General features: G+C 40.1%; 14 protein-coding genes. 9 read left to right on the top strand and 5 right to left on the bottom strand.

Annotated features, from left to right (window positions below):
- Positions 1–255 precede the first annotated feature (255 nt).
- Together R9C00_14560 and R9C00_14555 are read left to right on the top strand one after the other, a co-directional pair.
- The gene (locus R9C00_14560; GenBank protein ID WPO38680.1) at positions 256–900 is read left to right on the top strand and encodes a c-type cytochrome; all 645 of its coding nucleotides are present in this window, start codon (positions 256–258) and stop codon (positions 898–900) included.
- 87 nt (positions 901–987) lie between these two features.
- Entirely contained in the window at positions 988–2,268 is a 1,281-nt protein-coding gene (locus R9C00_14555; protein WPO38679.1) for a TlpA disulfide reductase family protein, read from the top strand.
- A 76-nt stretch (positions 2,269–2,344) separates the two neighbouring features.
- On the opposite strand, the gene R9C00_14550 is transcribed toward R9C00_14555, so the two are convergent.
- The gene (locus R9C00_14550) at positions 2,345–2,869 is read right to left on the bottom strand and encodes an OmpH family outer membrane protein (GenBank protein WPO38678.1); all 525 of its coding nucleotides are present in this window, start codon (positions 2,867–2,869) and stop codon (positions 2,345–2,347) included.
- Between the two features lie 496 nt (positions 2,870–3,365).
- Here R9C00_14550 and R9C00_14545 point away from each other — a divergent pair, with 496 nt between their 5' ends.
- From R9C00_14545 to R9C00_14530, 4 genes are all read left to right on the top strand, one after another.
- On the top strand, positions 3,366–4,046 hold the full coding sequence (locus tag R9C00_14545) for a succinate dehydrogenase cytochrome b subunit (protein WPO38677.1): 681 nt from the start codon (positions 3,366–3,368) through the stop codon (positions 4,044–4,046).
- A gap of 57 nt (positions 4,047–4,103) precedes the next feature.
- The gene (locus tag R9C00_14540; protein ID WPO38676.1) at positions 4,104–6,017 is read left to right on the top strand and encodes a fumarate reductase/succinate dehydrogenase flavoprotein subunit; all 1,914 of its coding nucleotides are present in this window, start codon (positions 4,104–4,106) and stop codon (positions 6,015–6,017) included.
- Between the two features lie 77 nt (positions 6,018–6,094).
- Positions 6,095–6,847 (top strand): succinate dehydrogenase/fumarate reductase iron-sulfur subunit, encoded by a 753-nt coding sequence (locus R9C00_14535; protein ID WPO38675.1) that lies wholly within the window; start codon positions 6,095–6,097, stop codon positions 6,845–6,847.
- 549 nt (positions 6,848–7,396) lie between these two features.
- Positions 7,397–7,744 (top strand): hypothetical protein, encoded by a 348-nt coding sequence (locus R9C00_14530; GenBank protein WPO38674.1) that lies wholly within the window; start codon positions 7,397–7,399, stop codon positions 7,742–7,744.
- A 59-nt stretch (positions 7,745–7,803) separates the two neighbouring features.
- On the opposite strand, the gene R9C00_14525 is transcribed toward R9C00_14530, so the two are convergent.
- From R9C00_14525 to R9C00_14510, 4 genes are all read right to left on the bottom strand, one after another.
- Positions 7,804–8,505, bottom strand: coding sequence for a hypothetical protein (locus R9C00_14525; protein WPO38673.1), 702 nt, complete (start codon positions 8,503–8,505; stop codon positions 7,804–7,806).
- 75 nt (positions 8,506–8,580) lie between these two features.
- A complete protein-coding gene (locus R9C00_14520) occupies positions 8,581–9,354 on the bottom strand; it encodes a DUF4097 family beta strand repeat-containing protein (protein ID WPO38672.1) in 774 nt (257 codons plus the stop codon).
- Between the two features lie 126 nt (positions 9,355–9,480).
- On the bottom strand, positions 9,481–10,281 hold the full coding sequence (locus R9C00_14515; GenBank protein ID WPO38671.1) for a HEAT repeat domain-containing protein: 801 nt from the start codon (positions 10,279–10,281) through the stop codon (positions 9,481–9,483).
- A gap of 114 nt (positions 10,282–10,395) precedes the next feature.
- A complete protein-coding gene (locus tag R9C00_14510) occupies positions 10,396–10,938 on the bottom strand; it encodes a sigma-70 family RNA polymerase sigma factor (GenBank protein ID WPO38670.1) in 543 nt (180 codons plus the stop codon).
- 396 nt (positions 10,939–11,334) lie between these two features.
- On the opposite strand from R9C00_14510, the gene R9C00_14505 reads away from it, so the two are divergent.
- The 3 genes from R9C00_14505 to R9C00_14495 all read left to right on the top strand — a co-directional run bounded on the left by R9C00_14505 (position 11,335) and on the right by R9C00_14495 (position 14,521).
- Positions 11,335–12,234: an AraC family transcriptional regulator gene (locus R9C00_14505; protein ID WPO38669.1), complete on the top strand. Its 900-nt coding sequence runs from the start codon at positions 11,335–11,337 to the stop codon at positions 12,232–12,234.
- 104 nt (positions 12,235–12,338) lie between these two features.
- Positions 12,339–13,358 carry an L-rhamnose/proton symporter RhaT gene (locus tag R9C00_14500; protein ID WPO38668.1) on the top strand — a complete coding sequence of 340 codons (1,020 nt, stop codon included), beginning with the start codon at positions 12,339–12,341 and terminating at the stop codon, positions 13,356–13,358.
- 29 nt (positions 13,359–13,387) lie between these two features.
- Positions 13,388–14,521, top strand: a complete 1,134-nt coding sequence (locus R9C00_14495) for a mandelate racemase/muconate lactonizing enzyme family protein (protein ID WPO38667.1) — start codon at positions 13,388–13,390, stop codon at positions 14,519–14,521.
- The last annotated feature ends 83 nt before the right edge of the window (positions 14,522–14,604 follow it).

Below are 14,604 nucleotides of genomic sequence, written 5' to 3'. Positions count from 1 at the left end.
TGAAAATGGAGCGCGCTATTTTTTCGGTAAACCGAAGTAAGTATTTCAATAGGATTTTTCCCGATTAATTTTTGTATGGTTATAAATCAAGAAAACAGATCGAACTAACATTAGTTTTAATAATTTTGAAGCTAGTTGTAGAGAGCATTTGTGATTCATTGCTCTATAAAAAAATGAAGCCTGTTTCTTTTGTTAGGTCAAAACTAACTAATAATCCTTTCAAATTTATAAACCTCAAAATAATATTTATTGATCATGTACAAAACATTATTTCATACTCACGTAGTAGTGGTTACTCTTTTTTTGCTAATTTACCTTGTTAAAACTATTTTATTGGTAATCAATAAAAAGGCAGGTTTAGCAAAATTCACCAAGGTGGTAAAAGTGCCTGAAATGATTATCAGCTTTGTTTTTTTATTGACAGGAGTCTGGATGGTTTTTTCTTTGGGAGAATATACAACACTATTTATTATAAAAATAGGCGCTGTTATAATTTCTATCCCTTTAGCCGTTATAGGTTTTAAGAAGGAGAACAAAGCACTAGCAATTTTATCTTTTGTTTTGATCATCAGTGCCTACGGAATGGCAGAAGCCAACAAGGGAAAGCTTACAAAACCTAAAGCGTTAGCGGAGTCTGTGATTGATGATCCTTCGGCAGCTAATTATGATTTGTCCTTGCATGGGAAAGCATTGTTTGTAGTAAACTGTGCAGCATGCCATGGCGCAGATGGCAAATTAGGATTGTCTGGTGCTGCCGATCTTTCGGTAAGCGAGCTTTCTGAATCAGAAATTACAGAGGTAATTGTGAAAGGAAAGGGGATCATGAAAGGGTACAAGGAGAACTTCTCGGAAGCTGAACTCCAAGCTCTTACAAGTTATGTGCAAACGCTTAAGCAATAAAAGGTTGCATTTAGGATTGTATTGATTTTTAATTTACATAAGGGAAAATACACACTCACACAATTACATTAAACACATAGATTGGCTATGAAAACCAAAATCACATTATTAGTATTTTTTGCTTGTTCAATATGGGCATGTGCCCCTTCGGAAAGATCGGAACAAAAGGTAGAAGAAGTAGCGAAAGTAGAAACAAAAGCGAGTATAAGTGAAGGGAGTTGGAGAGCGGTTCTGACATTGAAAAATGGTATTGAATTACCGTTTAATTTTACCGTTGCTCTTGATGGAAAGGGAGAGCCCAAGATTGATATTATCAATGGTGAGGAAAAACTATCGCTGGATGAGGTAAAGATTTGGAAGGATTCTATTTCGATTCCTATGCATATTTTTGATGCAGAAATAATAGGCAAATTGCAAGGTGGCAAGATCACTGGAAAATGGGTGAAGCATAGTTACAAAAAGCCCTATGAAATTCCTTTCAAAGCAGTAGCTGGAGTAAATCACAGGTTTGACGACGGAGGAATAGCACCTATGGCGAACATCACTGGAAAATGGCAGGTGAGCTTCGAGAATGAGGAAGGTGATCCTGATCAAGCTATTGGCGTATTTGAGCAGAAAGGAAGTAAACTTTTGGGCACATTCTTGACCACCACAGGCGATTACAGATATTTGGAAGGAAGTGTTATTGGAAATGAGCTACATCTATCTTGTTTTGATGGTGAGCATGCATTTTTGTTCACAGCCAAACTGGATAATGGCTTGATTACCGACGGAATGTTTTATTCTGGAAAGCACTGGGAGCAGCCTTGGACGGCAATCGTAAACGAAAATGCCAGCCTTCCAGATGCAGGTAAGTTGACCTATCTTAAAGATGGGTACGATAAAGTAGCGTTCAGTTTCCCGAACCTAGATGGCGAACCAGTTAGCTTGGAAGACCAACGCTATAAAGGTAAAGTAGTAGTAGTTCAGTTGTTAGGTTCTTGGTGTCCAAACTGTATGGATGAAACCAAGTTTTTAGCACCTTTCTACCAACAATACCAGCCGAAAGGGTTTGAGGTAATTGGTTTGGCATATGAGAGAAATCCAGAATTTAATGAAGCTAAGAAACGAGTTTCGGTAATGAAAGATAAGCTTGGCGTGGATTACGAAGTATTGATAGCTGGCGTGAGCAGCAAAGTTGAAGCGGCAAAATCGCTACCTATGCTCAACCATGTTATGTCTTTCCCTACTACCATTATTATAGATAAGACGGGTGAAGTAAGAAAGATCCATACTGGTTTTAGTGGGCCTGGTACAGGCGAGTATTACCAAAAGTTTGTTGATGAATTTACCCTGACTATCGAGAAGCTTTTGGCAGAAGAGGCGTAACCGAACTCGATATAGAAAGATAAAAAAGGGTCTCAGAAATATTTCTGAGACCCTTTTTTATGCTGAAATGTATAATTTATTCGGCCGAACCAGCACCTGGCGTTCCACCAAGTTGCTTAATTACTGCCGTTGTGATATCGTATTCTGGCTTAGCATAAATGAAGGCTTGTCTTTGGACCACTAGGTCATATCCCAGTTCTTTTGCTGTAGCATCAATCCCTTCTTGGATTTTCTCGTAAAGAGGCTCCATAAGGTCTTGTTCCTTTTTGCCGAGGTTTTGCTGTGCTTGCTGGGCAAATTGCTGAAGCTCAAGCTCCATTTTTTGCAATTCAAGCATGTTGTCTTGGTTTTGCTGAGGAGTCAAAGTAGGCTGTTGTTGCTGATACTCTTGAGCTTTGCTCTGAAGAGTGGTCTGTTTTGTAGTGATTTGAGTCCTCAACTGTTTACCATAAGATTCCAATATTTTCACTTGCGTTTTGTACTCTGGCAAAGAGAGCAATACGCTATCAGGATTAACAAATGCTATTTTGATTTGCTGGGCGCTCACCGAAGCTGAAGCTAAAAAAGTAAAAGCTATAAGGAGCAAAAATTTGTTTTTCATAACTAAACTGATTTTTTTGATGTTTTGCAAAACTAATGAATTTTAGGAAAGCGGTATCTTAGCCGTGCCCATTTTTATTGCTTCACTTTTTCTCCATAAATTTCCGCAAGGCTCTCACTGTATTTTTCATCCCAATCTATTATACTATCATCACCGCTAGTTTTTGACAACCCAGCAGCTCGACCGGACAAGATTGTCAGAGTGTATCTAATTAAACAAAAATGGTTTTTTAAACATTCGATTTTCACAGATGATTAGTGAAATCTATATAGGTGAAGTGAGGAGCAAAATTTTGTCAAGACCTAAAGTTGTAAAAAAAACAGGAAATATATTAGGTTCAATCAATGATAAAAATCAATTTTCATGGTAAAGTGCCGAATAAATTATTTAGAATCTGTTCAAATAAGCCACTTTAGGTTTTTTGCTTGACAACTAAGTTTTGGCAACCTAAATTTGATTGAAAATTATTCATTTATCAAACACAAAAGATAGAAAAATGAGCTGGGTGAAACAGACCTTATCAAGTACGCTGGGGCGTAAAGTTCTAATGTCCCTTACAGGAATCTTCCTGGTTACTTTCTTAATTGTCCATGCATCGGGCAATATGCAATTATTAAAAGACGACGGTGGGCAGGCATTCAACATGTACACCAAGTTTATGACTACAAACCCTCTAATCAAAGCAGTATCCTTTATTTTGTATGGATCGATTATTCTTCACGTGATCGACTCTATTATGTTGACAATGAAAAACCGTTCGGCTCGCCCAATCGGATATAAGTACACAAAAAGTGCGGGAAATAGCTCTTGGGCATCTCGTAACATGGGCCTTTTGGGAGCCATCATTTTAGTATTCTTGGTTATCCACCTCAAAAGCTTTTGGTTTGAAATGAAATTTGGTTCAGTGCCAATGGTAGATTATGAAGGGGAATCGTACAAAAACCTATATGTTTTAGTAATCGAAGCCTTTAAAAGTCCTATTTACACCGCCTTTTATGCACTTTCTATGATTTTCCTTGGCTTCCACTTGCAGCACGGTATCGCTAGTGCTTTTCAAACTTTAGGTATGAATCACAAAAAATACACTCCGCTAATTAAGAGTGTTGGGCTTGTCATTGCGATCATCATTCCACTTTTGTTTGCAATTCAGCCTATTTATGTGTTGCTCTTAGCTTAAACAAAATGTTGTAAGTAAGCATAAAGAATTATTCATTGATATAGATATTAAAAACATATGAAATTAGAATCAAAAATTCCTGACGGCCCATTAGCTGAAAAATGGAGCAAACATAAATTTGACATGAAACTTGTCAACCCTGCCAACAAGCGTAAATACGATGTCATCGTAGTTGGTACTGGTTTGGCAGGTGCTTCAGCTGCGGCATCGCTTGCGGAGCTTGGCTACAACGTAACAGCGTTTTGCTACCAAGATAGCTCTCGTCGTGCGCACAGTATTGCTGCGCAAGGTGGTATCAACGCTGCAAAAAACTACCAAAATGATGGAGATAGTGTTTACAGGCTTTTCTACGATACGGTAAAAGGTGGTGACTATCGCTCAAGAGAAGGAAACGTACATCGCCTTGCCGAGGTGAGTGTAGATATTATTGACCAATGTGTGGCACAAGGTGTTCCTTTTGCCCGTGATTACGGTGGGTTGCTTTCTAACCGTTCATTTGGAGGTGCTCAAGTATCCCGGACGTTTTATGCGCGTGGTCAAACGGGGCAACAATTGCTTTTGGGTGCTTATAGTGCATTGAATCGCCAAGTTGCTGCTGGTAAAGTAAAGCTTTACGAAAGGTCTGAAGTTCTTGACGTGGTATTGGTTGATGGAAAAGCTAGAGGGGTTGTGGTGAGAGACTTGGTAACAGGTAAAATCACTTCTCACTCAGGTCATGCGGTAATGCTTTGTACTGGTGGATACGGAAACGTGTTCTTTCTTTCTACAAATGCAATGGGCTGTAACGGTTCTGCTGCTTGGAGAGCCCACAAAAAGGGAGCTTTGTTTGCCAATCCATGTTTCACCCAAATTCACCCAACGTGTATTCCAGTTCACGGAACATACCAATCTAAATTGACTTTGATGTCAGAGTCATTGAGAAACGACGGTAGGGTATGGGTGCCTAAGAAAGTAGGTGACAAACGCCATGCAAATGAAATTCCTGAAAGCGAAAGAGATTATTACTTGGAAAGAAGATACCCTTCGTTTGGTAACCTTGTACCGAGGGACGTTGCATCTAGGAATGCTAAATATGTTTGTGACGAAGGAAGAGGTGTAGGTTCAACTGGTTTGGCTGTGTACCTTGACTTTGCAGATGCAATCAAACGTGATGGTGAAGACACGATCAGGGCTAAATACGGTAACTTGTTCGAAATGTACGAGCGTATTACCGATGCCAATCCATACAAAGAGCCAATGATGATTTACCCAGCGGTTCACTACACCATGGGCGGTCTTTGGGTCGATTATAACTTGATGACAAACGTACCAGGACTTTACGCTCTTGGAGAAGCAAACTTCTCTGACCACGGTGCTAACAGGCTCGGTGCTAGTGCTCTTATGCAAGGTTTGGCAGATGGTTACTTCGTAGCTCCCTATACTGTAGGTGACTACTTGGCCCAGATGTCAAACGAGAAAGTTTCGACTGACCATCCTGAGTTCAAAAAATCGGAGCAAGAGGTAAAAGCTCAGATAGATAAATTATTGAGCATCAACGGTAAGAAAACGGTTGATCAGTTCCACAAAGAGCTTGGAAAGATCATGTGGGAATACTGTGGTATGTCAAGAACTGCTGAGGGCTTGAAAAAAGCGAAGGTGATGGTTCAAGAACTTCGTGCCGAGTACTGGAAAGACCTCAAAACCATTGGTACTGGTGAAGAGATGAATATTACTTTGGAAAAAGCGTACCGAGTAGCTGACTTCATGGAGCTTGGAGAATTGATGATCGACGATGCGCTCAACAGAGCTGAGTCGTGCGGTGGTCACTTCCGTGAAGAGCACCAAACTGAAGAAGGTGAAGCGTTGAGGGACGACGAAAACTTTGCATATGTAGCTGCTTGGGAATATAAAGGTGAAAACCAACAAGCGGAACTGCACAAAGAAGAGTTGAAATTCGAAAATGTGAAGCTTACGCAAAGAAGTTATAAGTAAGAGATAGGGGCGAGGTTTTTCCTTGCCCAACTTGCTTTTTATTCATCAAGGTTTTTATCTAAAAAAGAAATAAAGTTATGAACATAACACTTAAAATTTGGAGACAAAAAAATGCTGACGCCAAAGGAGAATTGGTCTCTTACCCAGTAAAAGACGTTAGCCCAGATATGTCTTTTCTCGAAATGCTCGACGTATTGAATGAGGATTTGCTAGAAAAAGGCGAAGAGCCAGTAGCATTTGACCATGACTGTAGGGAAGGTATTTGCGGTACATGTAGCATGTATATCAATGGGCAACCTCACGGGCCACAAGCGGCTACTACTACTTGCCAGCTCCATATGAGAAAATTCAAAGATGGTGATACAGTAACCATCGAGCCATTTAGAGCACAAGCTTTCCCAGTTGTAAGAGACTTGGTTGTTGACCGTGGTTCTTTTGACAGAATCCAGCAGGCAGGTGGCTATGTTTCTATCAATACGGGCAACGCTCCAGATGCCAATGAAATCCCCATCTCAAAGGAAATTGCTGAATTGGCAATGGATGCGGCGCAGTGTATTGGTTGCGGTGCATGTGTAGCGGCTTGTAAAAATGCTTCAGCAATGCTATTTGTTTCTGCTAAGGTTTCTCAATTTGCTCTTTTGCCACAAGGCAAGCCTGAAAGGCAAAAAAGGGTAGAGGCTATGGTAGCCCAAATGGACGATGAAGGCTTTGGTGCTTGTACCAACACAGGTGCTTGCGAAGCTGAATGCCCTAAGGAGATTTCTATTACCAACATTGCAAGAATGAACAGAGAATATTTCGCGGCGAAACTTTCTTCTGACAACGTATAATTTTATTCAGCTACAGCTGATGGATGTTGAAAGCCTTCCCCTAGGGGAAGGCTTTGTTTTATTTCATTTTATTAGTAAATTCGTAAGCTTACGTGTACAAAACGCATGGCTTGTATTGCATTTATTGCTCTTGGCCATGTCCCAATTACAACTTACTCCCAACAATTGCCTTCGATATTTGTTCCATAAGGGATAAGTGCTAGCAGGCTGTAGTATTAATTGCAATTTCTTTTGCAAAAGCTTAATTGGTTTTGTGAGAGTGTAATGTTAAAAAAAAATACTACCGCTCGTTGTTTTCTTTGGCAATTCATCATTACTCGCAATCAGTCCTTCATTTTTTTAGGCAGCGGCAGTTGTCTCCTCTTTTTATCTAGGGATTTTTGTTGAATTTATAAAGAGCATTGAAAATGGCATTCATCTTTTAATGAATACTTTTTCCAAAACTAATGACTAGCAAAATGCTTTCTTAAAAAGAGAGAGGAATGGAATGTTTAACTAAATGATAACCTCAAAACCCTATCAGCTTTGAGCAACTATACTAGAAATCAGGTGCAAATAGAAACAGCGATTGAAGAGATAAGAAGTGGCAAACATACCACTGATAATATCAACTATGCAAAACATGTAGCTGAGGAGCTAATGATTACTTTGCAGTTTAATCAAGCATTAGAATTGTTGGGAAACTTAGCTGAAGCTAGGCAGGTAAAAACAACTAATATTTTATGGATTGGCAGCTTTTTGAAGGATTTATATTTCAATGAAAAGGCAAAATACTTAAGGGAAACATATACAAAGAGCTTGTTAGAAGAAATGTTGTATTACTATTTGAAGTCGTGCAAGCTTTTTGATCCAGGCTATGACATAGTTAAACAGCATATTAAAAGAGTGCCGAAATAAAGAGGGAAATTCAAAAGGCTGCCATGGTGGACAGCCTTTTTTTGAAATTAATTGTGACACTAGTTTTTAGCTTTTCTAAAGAATATATCTCCGTTAATAGTTTCGAGTTGCAACTTTGTACCACCCTGCTTGTATTTGCCCTGAAGTTCATAACCAACTATGGGATACTTTTTGAAGTTAGGAAAGGAGATGTCCATATCTGAATAAACTTCTCCGTTTATTGTTTTGAGACTTATATCGGCGCCTGCTTTTTCCAGCCAATCCATGTCTACAAAACCGTTGATGGTTTTCACCTTTGCAACTGAGCTAACTCCACGCAACTCCACGTCTGCATTGATGCTTGCAATTTCGAGAATAGTGTTTTTTGGGATTTTTAGCTCGTACAGCAATTCCGCAACTACAAAGTTTTCCTTGTCGTCCCAGTAAAAAGGCTTGTTTTCCTTTTGCCATTTATCGAAAGTCTCCTTGCTAATCCAATTGTTGAATTTGACATCAACCTTTGAGCTAATGAACAATAAATCGTTGTTTTTCTCAAAACTAAGCTTCAGCGAGTCATCTAGTTTTCCATTGTTCAAGTCAATAGACGCTTTGAAATAAACCTCGTCTTGCTCCCAAGTTGTTACAGTTATGAGCTGAGCCATTTTTAGGTCTAGCTTTACTTTCTTTATTTTTCCGCTTGGGAATGTTTTTTCCACTATTCTTTGGGCAATAGCAGGTTGGAAAAGGCAAAGCAATACACCTATGAAAAGATAGTTTTTCATTTTTCTGATGTTAGAAGTAAAAAGAGACCGCAGAAAGAGGTGTGCAATTAATTTTCTGCGGTTGTATGAAAGACGTTATTTTTTCCTCAGATAAATATCGTCGTTGGTAGCATAAAGACTGAGAAGTATTCCACCACCATTGATCTTGGCATCAATTTTCTTTGCGGCAGTATTGTATTGAGGGTCATTCGCATCGGCAGCTTGCTCTACTTCGAAGTTGGTGTAAACTTCCCCATTCATCGATTTCATTTCAAGATTTGCCTTGGTATTGCCCGGCAAGGTGATGTCTATATAGCCATTGATGCACTTGATGGAAATCGGTTTGTTTTGGTTCAATTTACTGAAAACTGCCTCAAAATTTCCATTGGTAGAGCTAGCTACCACAGGGCCAGTCACATTTACCAATTTGATGTCGGAACTTTTGCTGTTGATCTCTATTTCTCCCGAAATATCCTTCACGGTAAAACCATCTCCGTAGTAGTTCATCTCATTGATGATCACATTGGTGCCCTTAGGTACTTTTATGGTGTAGTCAATATCTTCTCGGCTAGCCCTGTCTACCGTAATACTGCTGCCTTCAGCCTTCACCGAAAGCCCAATGTTGGTATTGTCAGAAAACGTATTGTAGAGAGGCTTGAGGCCTTCGGCTCGTTTGGGAGGGGCTTTATAGCCCTTGGCGGTGATGATCACATCTTTTGAATCATGTCCTTGCACGATGAGGTCACAGTCAAAGATATTGATGGTAATCGTATTCCCATTAGAAGAACCGAAGCTGGTTTTGAACTCTTGGGCGAAAGAATAGGCACTAGTTAGCAATGCCACAGTCAAAAAGACGATGAATTTTCTCATGATGTTAAATGATGATTTTTGGTTGATTTATTTTTCTAAGTGTTCGATCAAAAAAGAGTATAACCTATTGTTCAAATAAAGTACTGGTTATCAATGTCAAGTTTTTTATTAAAATAGCATTGATGCTTATAAAAGTTTACTTACTCCCTCTTGGGCTTTTGAGCGGACTATGTCGATCAGCTCTTGTTCATTCAAAAGTGTTTCGATAGGTTGCCGGGCTCGGGTCTCGTTCATCTTCACCAGCAGATCTATAATGATGATTTGGATCTCCGGATCCGTTTGCTCTGGCAAGGTTTCCAGCAGTGCATTCACTACTTTTGGGTTGTGGGCAAAATGCGCAAGAGCCTCGGTTGCAGCCAAGCGAACGTTTACATTTTTGTCATCTTTAAGCGTGCTGATCAGCGCATCTACCACCCTCGAGTCGGCATTTTCAAAATCATAAGTATAGCCAATTGCTTTTATCCGCTCGCTGGCAGATTGCTGCTTGAGGAGCGTGAGCATCACCAGAGTTTTGGTAGACTCAATTTCCTCCCGCATCTGGGCAATTTCAGTAGTTTGAATATCCTTCACTTCTATCTGCTTGTCAATGAAATAGCCCATTAGGAAAAGCGCAACAGATGCCGCTATTTTCAGTGTGATGCTTCCGTTCCATGTGTTTTTTATCACTTGGAAAGTGCTGCCTAATGCCCCAAGTTTTTGCTTTTCTTTTTCCCCTTCCAGCATTTTATAAAAATCCATCCCAACTGCCTCGGGGCTATCCAGCTTCGGGCTTTTATCCATCCCTTCCATTACAATCCGTAGCTCGTCGTATTCCCTGAAGAGGGCATCGTCTTGCTTTATCGCTTGCTTCACTTCCAGCATTTCGTTGTCAGGAAGAGAACCTTCAATGTAGTCCAGCAATTTGTTTTTAATATTTTTAGTTTCCATAATTCACTTCGTTTATTGAAACTTAAGCACCAGTGCTATTTTAATAAAACAACTTATGCATTGATAATCAATACTTTATTGAATGCTAGGGAGTGCTTGTTGTTGATCAAACACTTATTTTGATTTTTCGACCATAAAATAAATACCTTTCAATTTTTTGATTGCTCTGTGGGCTTTCACTTTCACCGCACCGGGCGTGGTGTCCAAAATTTTGGCAATTTCCTCATATTTCAACTTTTGAAACTTGTTCATGATCAATATTTCTCGTTGCTCTTTTTCAAGCTTCGCTAGAGCCTTGTGCAAATTGATTTCCCGCTCTTGTTGGTCTGCTTCGGCATGGCTTTCCATCAGTTCTATCGAGATTGACTCCATATCGGCAAACTCCGATTTCTTTATTTTATCCTTGCGGTAATGATCGGCTTGAACGTTCCTCGCCATCTGGTAAATCCAAGGTCTAAAAAGCATCTGACTGTTGTAGCTTTTTCGATAGCGGATTATCCTGTAAAATAAATTTTGGGTCATGTCTTGACTAGCCTCCCTGTCGTAGGTTAGCTTCAAAAAGAAATTGAACATGCTCTTCTGGTATCGCTCAAATAGAATAGCCGCCTTGTCCAAGTCTCCTTCACTGACCGCTTTCATTGCATTTTCGTCAGTCATTGCTTCATAAAGTAAAAGTCGAGTATGAGGTTTTTCGTTGATTTGATTAGGATACTACCCCCTTTCCAAAAAGTTACACCCTTTTCTTAAAATATTTTATAAAAGTGAATTTTAATGAGGTGGGAGTTTAGAGCAGGTTTAAATTTTATCTATTTCGCTGCAAACGATCACTTTGCCCAAATGTCTTATTCGGAAGAGGATATTCGTTTTACAATAAAAGGCGACATTTATAAAGCTCGGTTCTCAGGTAGAAGTTAACTAACCAACAAAGTAAACCCGATAAAAAAAATATAGGGTTTCACCTTTCCGGCATTTGGGAGGTGAAGCCATTTTTATGGAACATATTCTTTCATAATCTGTTTTTGTACCATAGTCCATTTAGGTAAGTACCTAAAAATGGTTTATGGTGAATATGAGAAAAAGACTAGTTTTGTGCCCATGAAGTTGATTTTGAAGAATTCGGATAGCGCCGTTAATAAAAAGCTTGATATAACTAAGAAGGAAATTCCATGTCTGGATTCTTCTTGGCATTATCATTCCGAATATGAGCTATTGTACATCTCCAAAAGCAAAGGTGTTCGTTTTGTAGGAGATAGTGTATCCCATTTTTTTCCGGGCGATTTAGTATTAGTTGGTCCATATGTGCCGCACCTTTGGCGAAACGATGCTTCATATTATGAAGAAGAAGACACAAATAAGGTAAAGACCATTATCTTAAAATTTACAAAGGACTTTATAGGAGAAGGCACGTTTAATAATCCTGCTTTTCTGGGGATAAACCAAATGCTAGAGGAATCTAAGTTTGGGCTGAGTTTTGGTGACAGTATGAGTAAAGCTCTGCACAAAGAATTGATCAATATGATCGATTTATCACCTGCGGAGCAATTGGTAAAGATGCTAGATGTTCTTTGCCGCCTTTCAGTTACACAAGATAAACAAGTGCTTTCTTCTACAGATATGCGCCAATACACTACCAAGCATTCCCACCGTTTCGATGCTGTGTTAAAGTACATGTCGGATAATTACAGTAACCATATTACTCTTGACGATGTGGCTGATGTAGCCTGCATGACAACCAATTCCTTTTGCCGTTTTTTCAAGAAAATGACCAACAAATCTTTTACCCAGTTCCTCAACGAACTGCGCGTCAGGAATGCCTCGCGCTTGTTGGTACAAGACGATTTGCCCGTATCCGAAATTTGCTATAGGGTGGGTTATAACTCCATTACCAACTTCAACAAACAATTCAAGCAGATCACGGGAAGTACCCCGCAGGGATACCGCAGTACGTTATAGTTGCCCTTCCAAGCTTTGCAAGTAGGGTAAAATAGCGTAAGTGTAGGGTAAATTCAGCCAATCAGTTTTTGTCATATTGACTTTTCTTTGTAAGAAATAAAAATATGACTATGGAATTTGCATTTCTACCCTTACTACTAGTATTATTCGCCAGTATATTCCAAGGTTCTTTTGGGCTTGGAATGAAATTTATGTCCCCCCTCAAGTGGGAAGCATGGTGGTTGGTTCACGCCACAGTCGCCATGGTACTTGTCCCCACCGTTTGGGCAATGATGGTTGTCCCCGATCTGTTCAGCGTAATTGCCGATGCCCCTTCGCAAGCCATCTGGCTGGGTATGTTATTTGGATTCCTTTGGGGCATAGGCGGGATCATGTTTGGAAAAAGTATCCCCTTCATCGGTATCTCTCTAACCTACGGAATAGTGATGGGTGTTTGCTCGGCGGTAGGTAGCCTCATTCCTTTTTTTCAAATAGATAATGTAACAAGTCTACCAGCTTTCCCCTATGTGATGTTCGGGGTTTTTGTCATGATCGTTGGCGTAGCAATTACAGCCTATGCGGGCATCAAAAAAGACAAGCTTACCCAGCAAGACAAAGGCACTTCTTCTAGTAATCTCAAAACAGGCCTAATCATCGCAATTGTAAGTGGTGTGTTGTCGGCGCTCCTCAATGTAGGTTTCGTAAATGCGCAGCCAGTAGGGCAGGCAGCCGAAGCTGCAGGAGTTATTTCCCGAAATAGTAGCTTAGCAATTTGGGTAGTTGTGCTCTGGGGCGCTTACATCATGAATGCTGGGTACGCCATCTTCTTGCTTTTCAAAAACAACACTTGGTCTTCCTTTTCAGTGCCCAATTCTTCCAAAGCTTATGCTTGGTCAATAGGAGCGGGGCTACTTTGGTTCGGCGCACTTGGCGTGTACGGGCAAGGCGCAACACTTATGGGAGATATGGGTCCCGTAATTGGGTGGCCAATTTTGCTAGGAGTTTCCCTTGTGGTAAGTAACGTATGGGCTTATCTTAATAAAGAATGGAAGGGCGCATCTGGTCCTTTTGCTTGGTTGTTGGCTGGCTTGTTTATGCTTATAGTAGCGACTATCATTTTAGGTTATTCCAATGGTGTATCCTAATTCATCTTATACCGAAACCGATTTATCAAATGAAAATCAAATCAATAGAAAGTTTCATCTTAACCGATAAACTAAAAGAAAGCTTTTATTTTTCACAGTGGGAATATTCCGAAAGGCGTATCTGCATTGTGAAGATAACAAGCGATACAGGTCATGTGGGTTGGGGTGAAGGATATGGACCTGCTAACGTGATAAAAGCAGGGGTTGATCTTCTCACTCCTTTTGTTGTTGGGCAAAACCCTTTGCAAATAGAAACGATATGGAGCACGATGTACCGCCGTACCTTGGATTTTGCTAGGCGTGGTATTTTAGTCTCGGCTATAAGTGCTATAGACGTAGCGCTTTGGGATTTGAAAGGGAAAATATTGGAGCAACCCGTCCACCTTTTGTTAGGAGGGAAAAAGCGTGATTCTATCACTCCTTACGCCACGGGAATGTATTTTACCAATGGTGGTGAAATGAGCGAAAAGCTTTCTGCCGAAGCCAAGCAATATGTGAAACAAGGCTACAAAGCCATGAAAATGAAGGTTGGGCTTACCATAGAGCAAGACATCGAGAATGTACAAAAAATTAGGGAAGCGATTGGCCCAAATGTGAAACTGATGATAGATGCAAACCATGCCTATAACCTCAGGGAAGCTATTCAGCTTGCGCAAGCAGTGGAAAAATATGATATCTCATGGTTCGAAGAGCCTATTTCCCCCGAATATTACGATCAGTACGCTGAGCTGAGGTCAAAAACCAATATTCCTATTTCGGGTGGAGAATGCGAATACCTACGTTTTGGTTTCCAGACTTTACTAAAATCGAATTCGGTTGATATTGTGCAACCAGATATTTGCGCTACAGGAGGGCTTACAGAGGCTAAAAGGATAGCAGTACTGTGTTCAGTGTATGGCGTGGAAATAGTGCCGCATACATGGGGTACAGGGATAGCCATTGCCGCTGCCTCTCATTTTATTAGTAACTTAGATACAATGCCTGGGCGGTTGATGTCAGCTGGTTGTTTTATGGAATATGACCGAACAGAAAATGGCTTACGCGATGAGTTGACATGTAGCGATATGAAGGTAGTAAATGGGGAAATAAAAGTGAGTGATAAGCCCGGGCTTGGCTTCGAATTCAATGAAGATGCTCTTCACAAGTACCTCCTCAGAGAGTAACCCATATAGTAGTTTTTATTAGTCTTTAAGTGTTTGATCAAAAAAAGCATAACCTATTTTTCAACAAAGCATTGATTGTCATT

The sequence above is a fragment of the Flammeovirgaceae bacterium SG7u.111 genome, from assembly GCA_034044135.1.
GTDB lineage: Bacteria > Bacteroidota > Bacteroidia > Cytophagales > Flammeovirgaceae.
This window is presented reverse-complemented; position numbering and strand designations above follow the sequence as displayed.

Bases quoted from the DNA above. Each gene is read 5' to 3' on its own strand.
- R9C00_14520 (WPO38672.1), bottom strand. From the start codon at position 9,354: ATGAGAAAATTCATCGTCTTTTTGACTGTGGCATTGCTAACTAGTGCC.
- R9C00_14515 (WPO38671.1), bottom strand. From the start codon at position 10,281: ATGGAAACTAAAAATATTAAAAACAAATTGCTGGACTACATTGAAGGT.
- R9C00_14525 (WPO38673.1), bottom strand. From the start codon at position 8,505: ATGAAAAACTATCTTTTCATAGGTGTATTGCTTTGCCTTTTCCAACCT.
- R9C00_14495 (WPO38667.1), top strand. From the start codon at position 13,388: ATGAAAATCAAATCAATAGAAAGTTTCATCTTAACCGATAAACTAAAA.
- R9C00_14505 (WPO38669.1), top strand. From the start codon at position 11,335: ATGGTTTATGGTGAATATGAGAAAAAGACTAGTTTTGTGCCCATGAAG.
- R9C00_14540 (WPO38676.1), top strand. From the start codon at position 4,104: ATGAAATTAGAATCAAAAATTCCTGACGGCCCATTAGCTGAAAAATGG.
- R9C00_14535 (WPO38675.1), top strand. From the start codon at position 6,095: ATGAACATAACACTTAAAATTTGGAGACAAAAAAATGCTGACGCCAAA.
- R9C00_14510 (WPO38670.1), bottom strand. From the start codon at position 10,938: ATGACTGACGAAAATGCAATGAAAGCGGTCAGTGAAGGAGACTTGGAC.
- R9C00_14560 (WPO38680.1), top strand. From the start codon at position 256: ATGTACAAAACATTATTTCATACTCACGTAGTAGTGGTTACTCTTTTT.
- R9C00_14545 (WPO38677.1), top strand. From the start codon at position 3,366: ATGAGCTGGGTGAAACAGACCTTATCAAGTACGCTGGGGCGTAAAGTT.
- R9C00_14550 (WPO38678.1), bottom strand. From the start codon at position 2,869: ATGAAAAACAAATTTTTGCTCCTTATAGCTTTTACTTTTTTAGCTTCA.
- R9C00_14555 (WPO38679.1), top strand. From the start codon at position 988: ATGAAAACCAAAATCACATTATTAGTATTTTTTGCTTGTTCAATATGG.
- R9C00_14500 (WPO38668.1), top strand. From the start codon at position 12,339: ATGACTATGGAATTTGCATTTCTACCCTTACTACTAGTATTATTCGCC.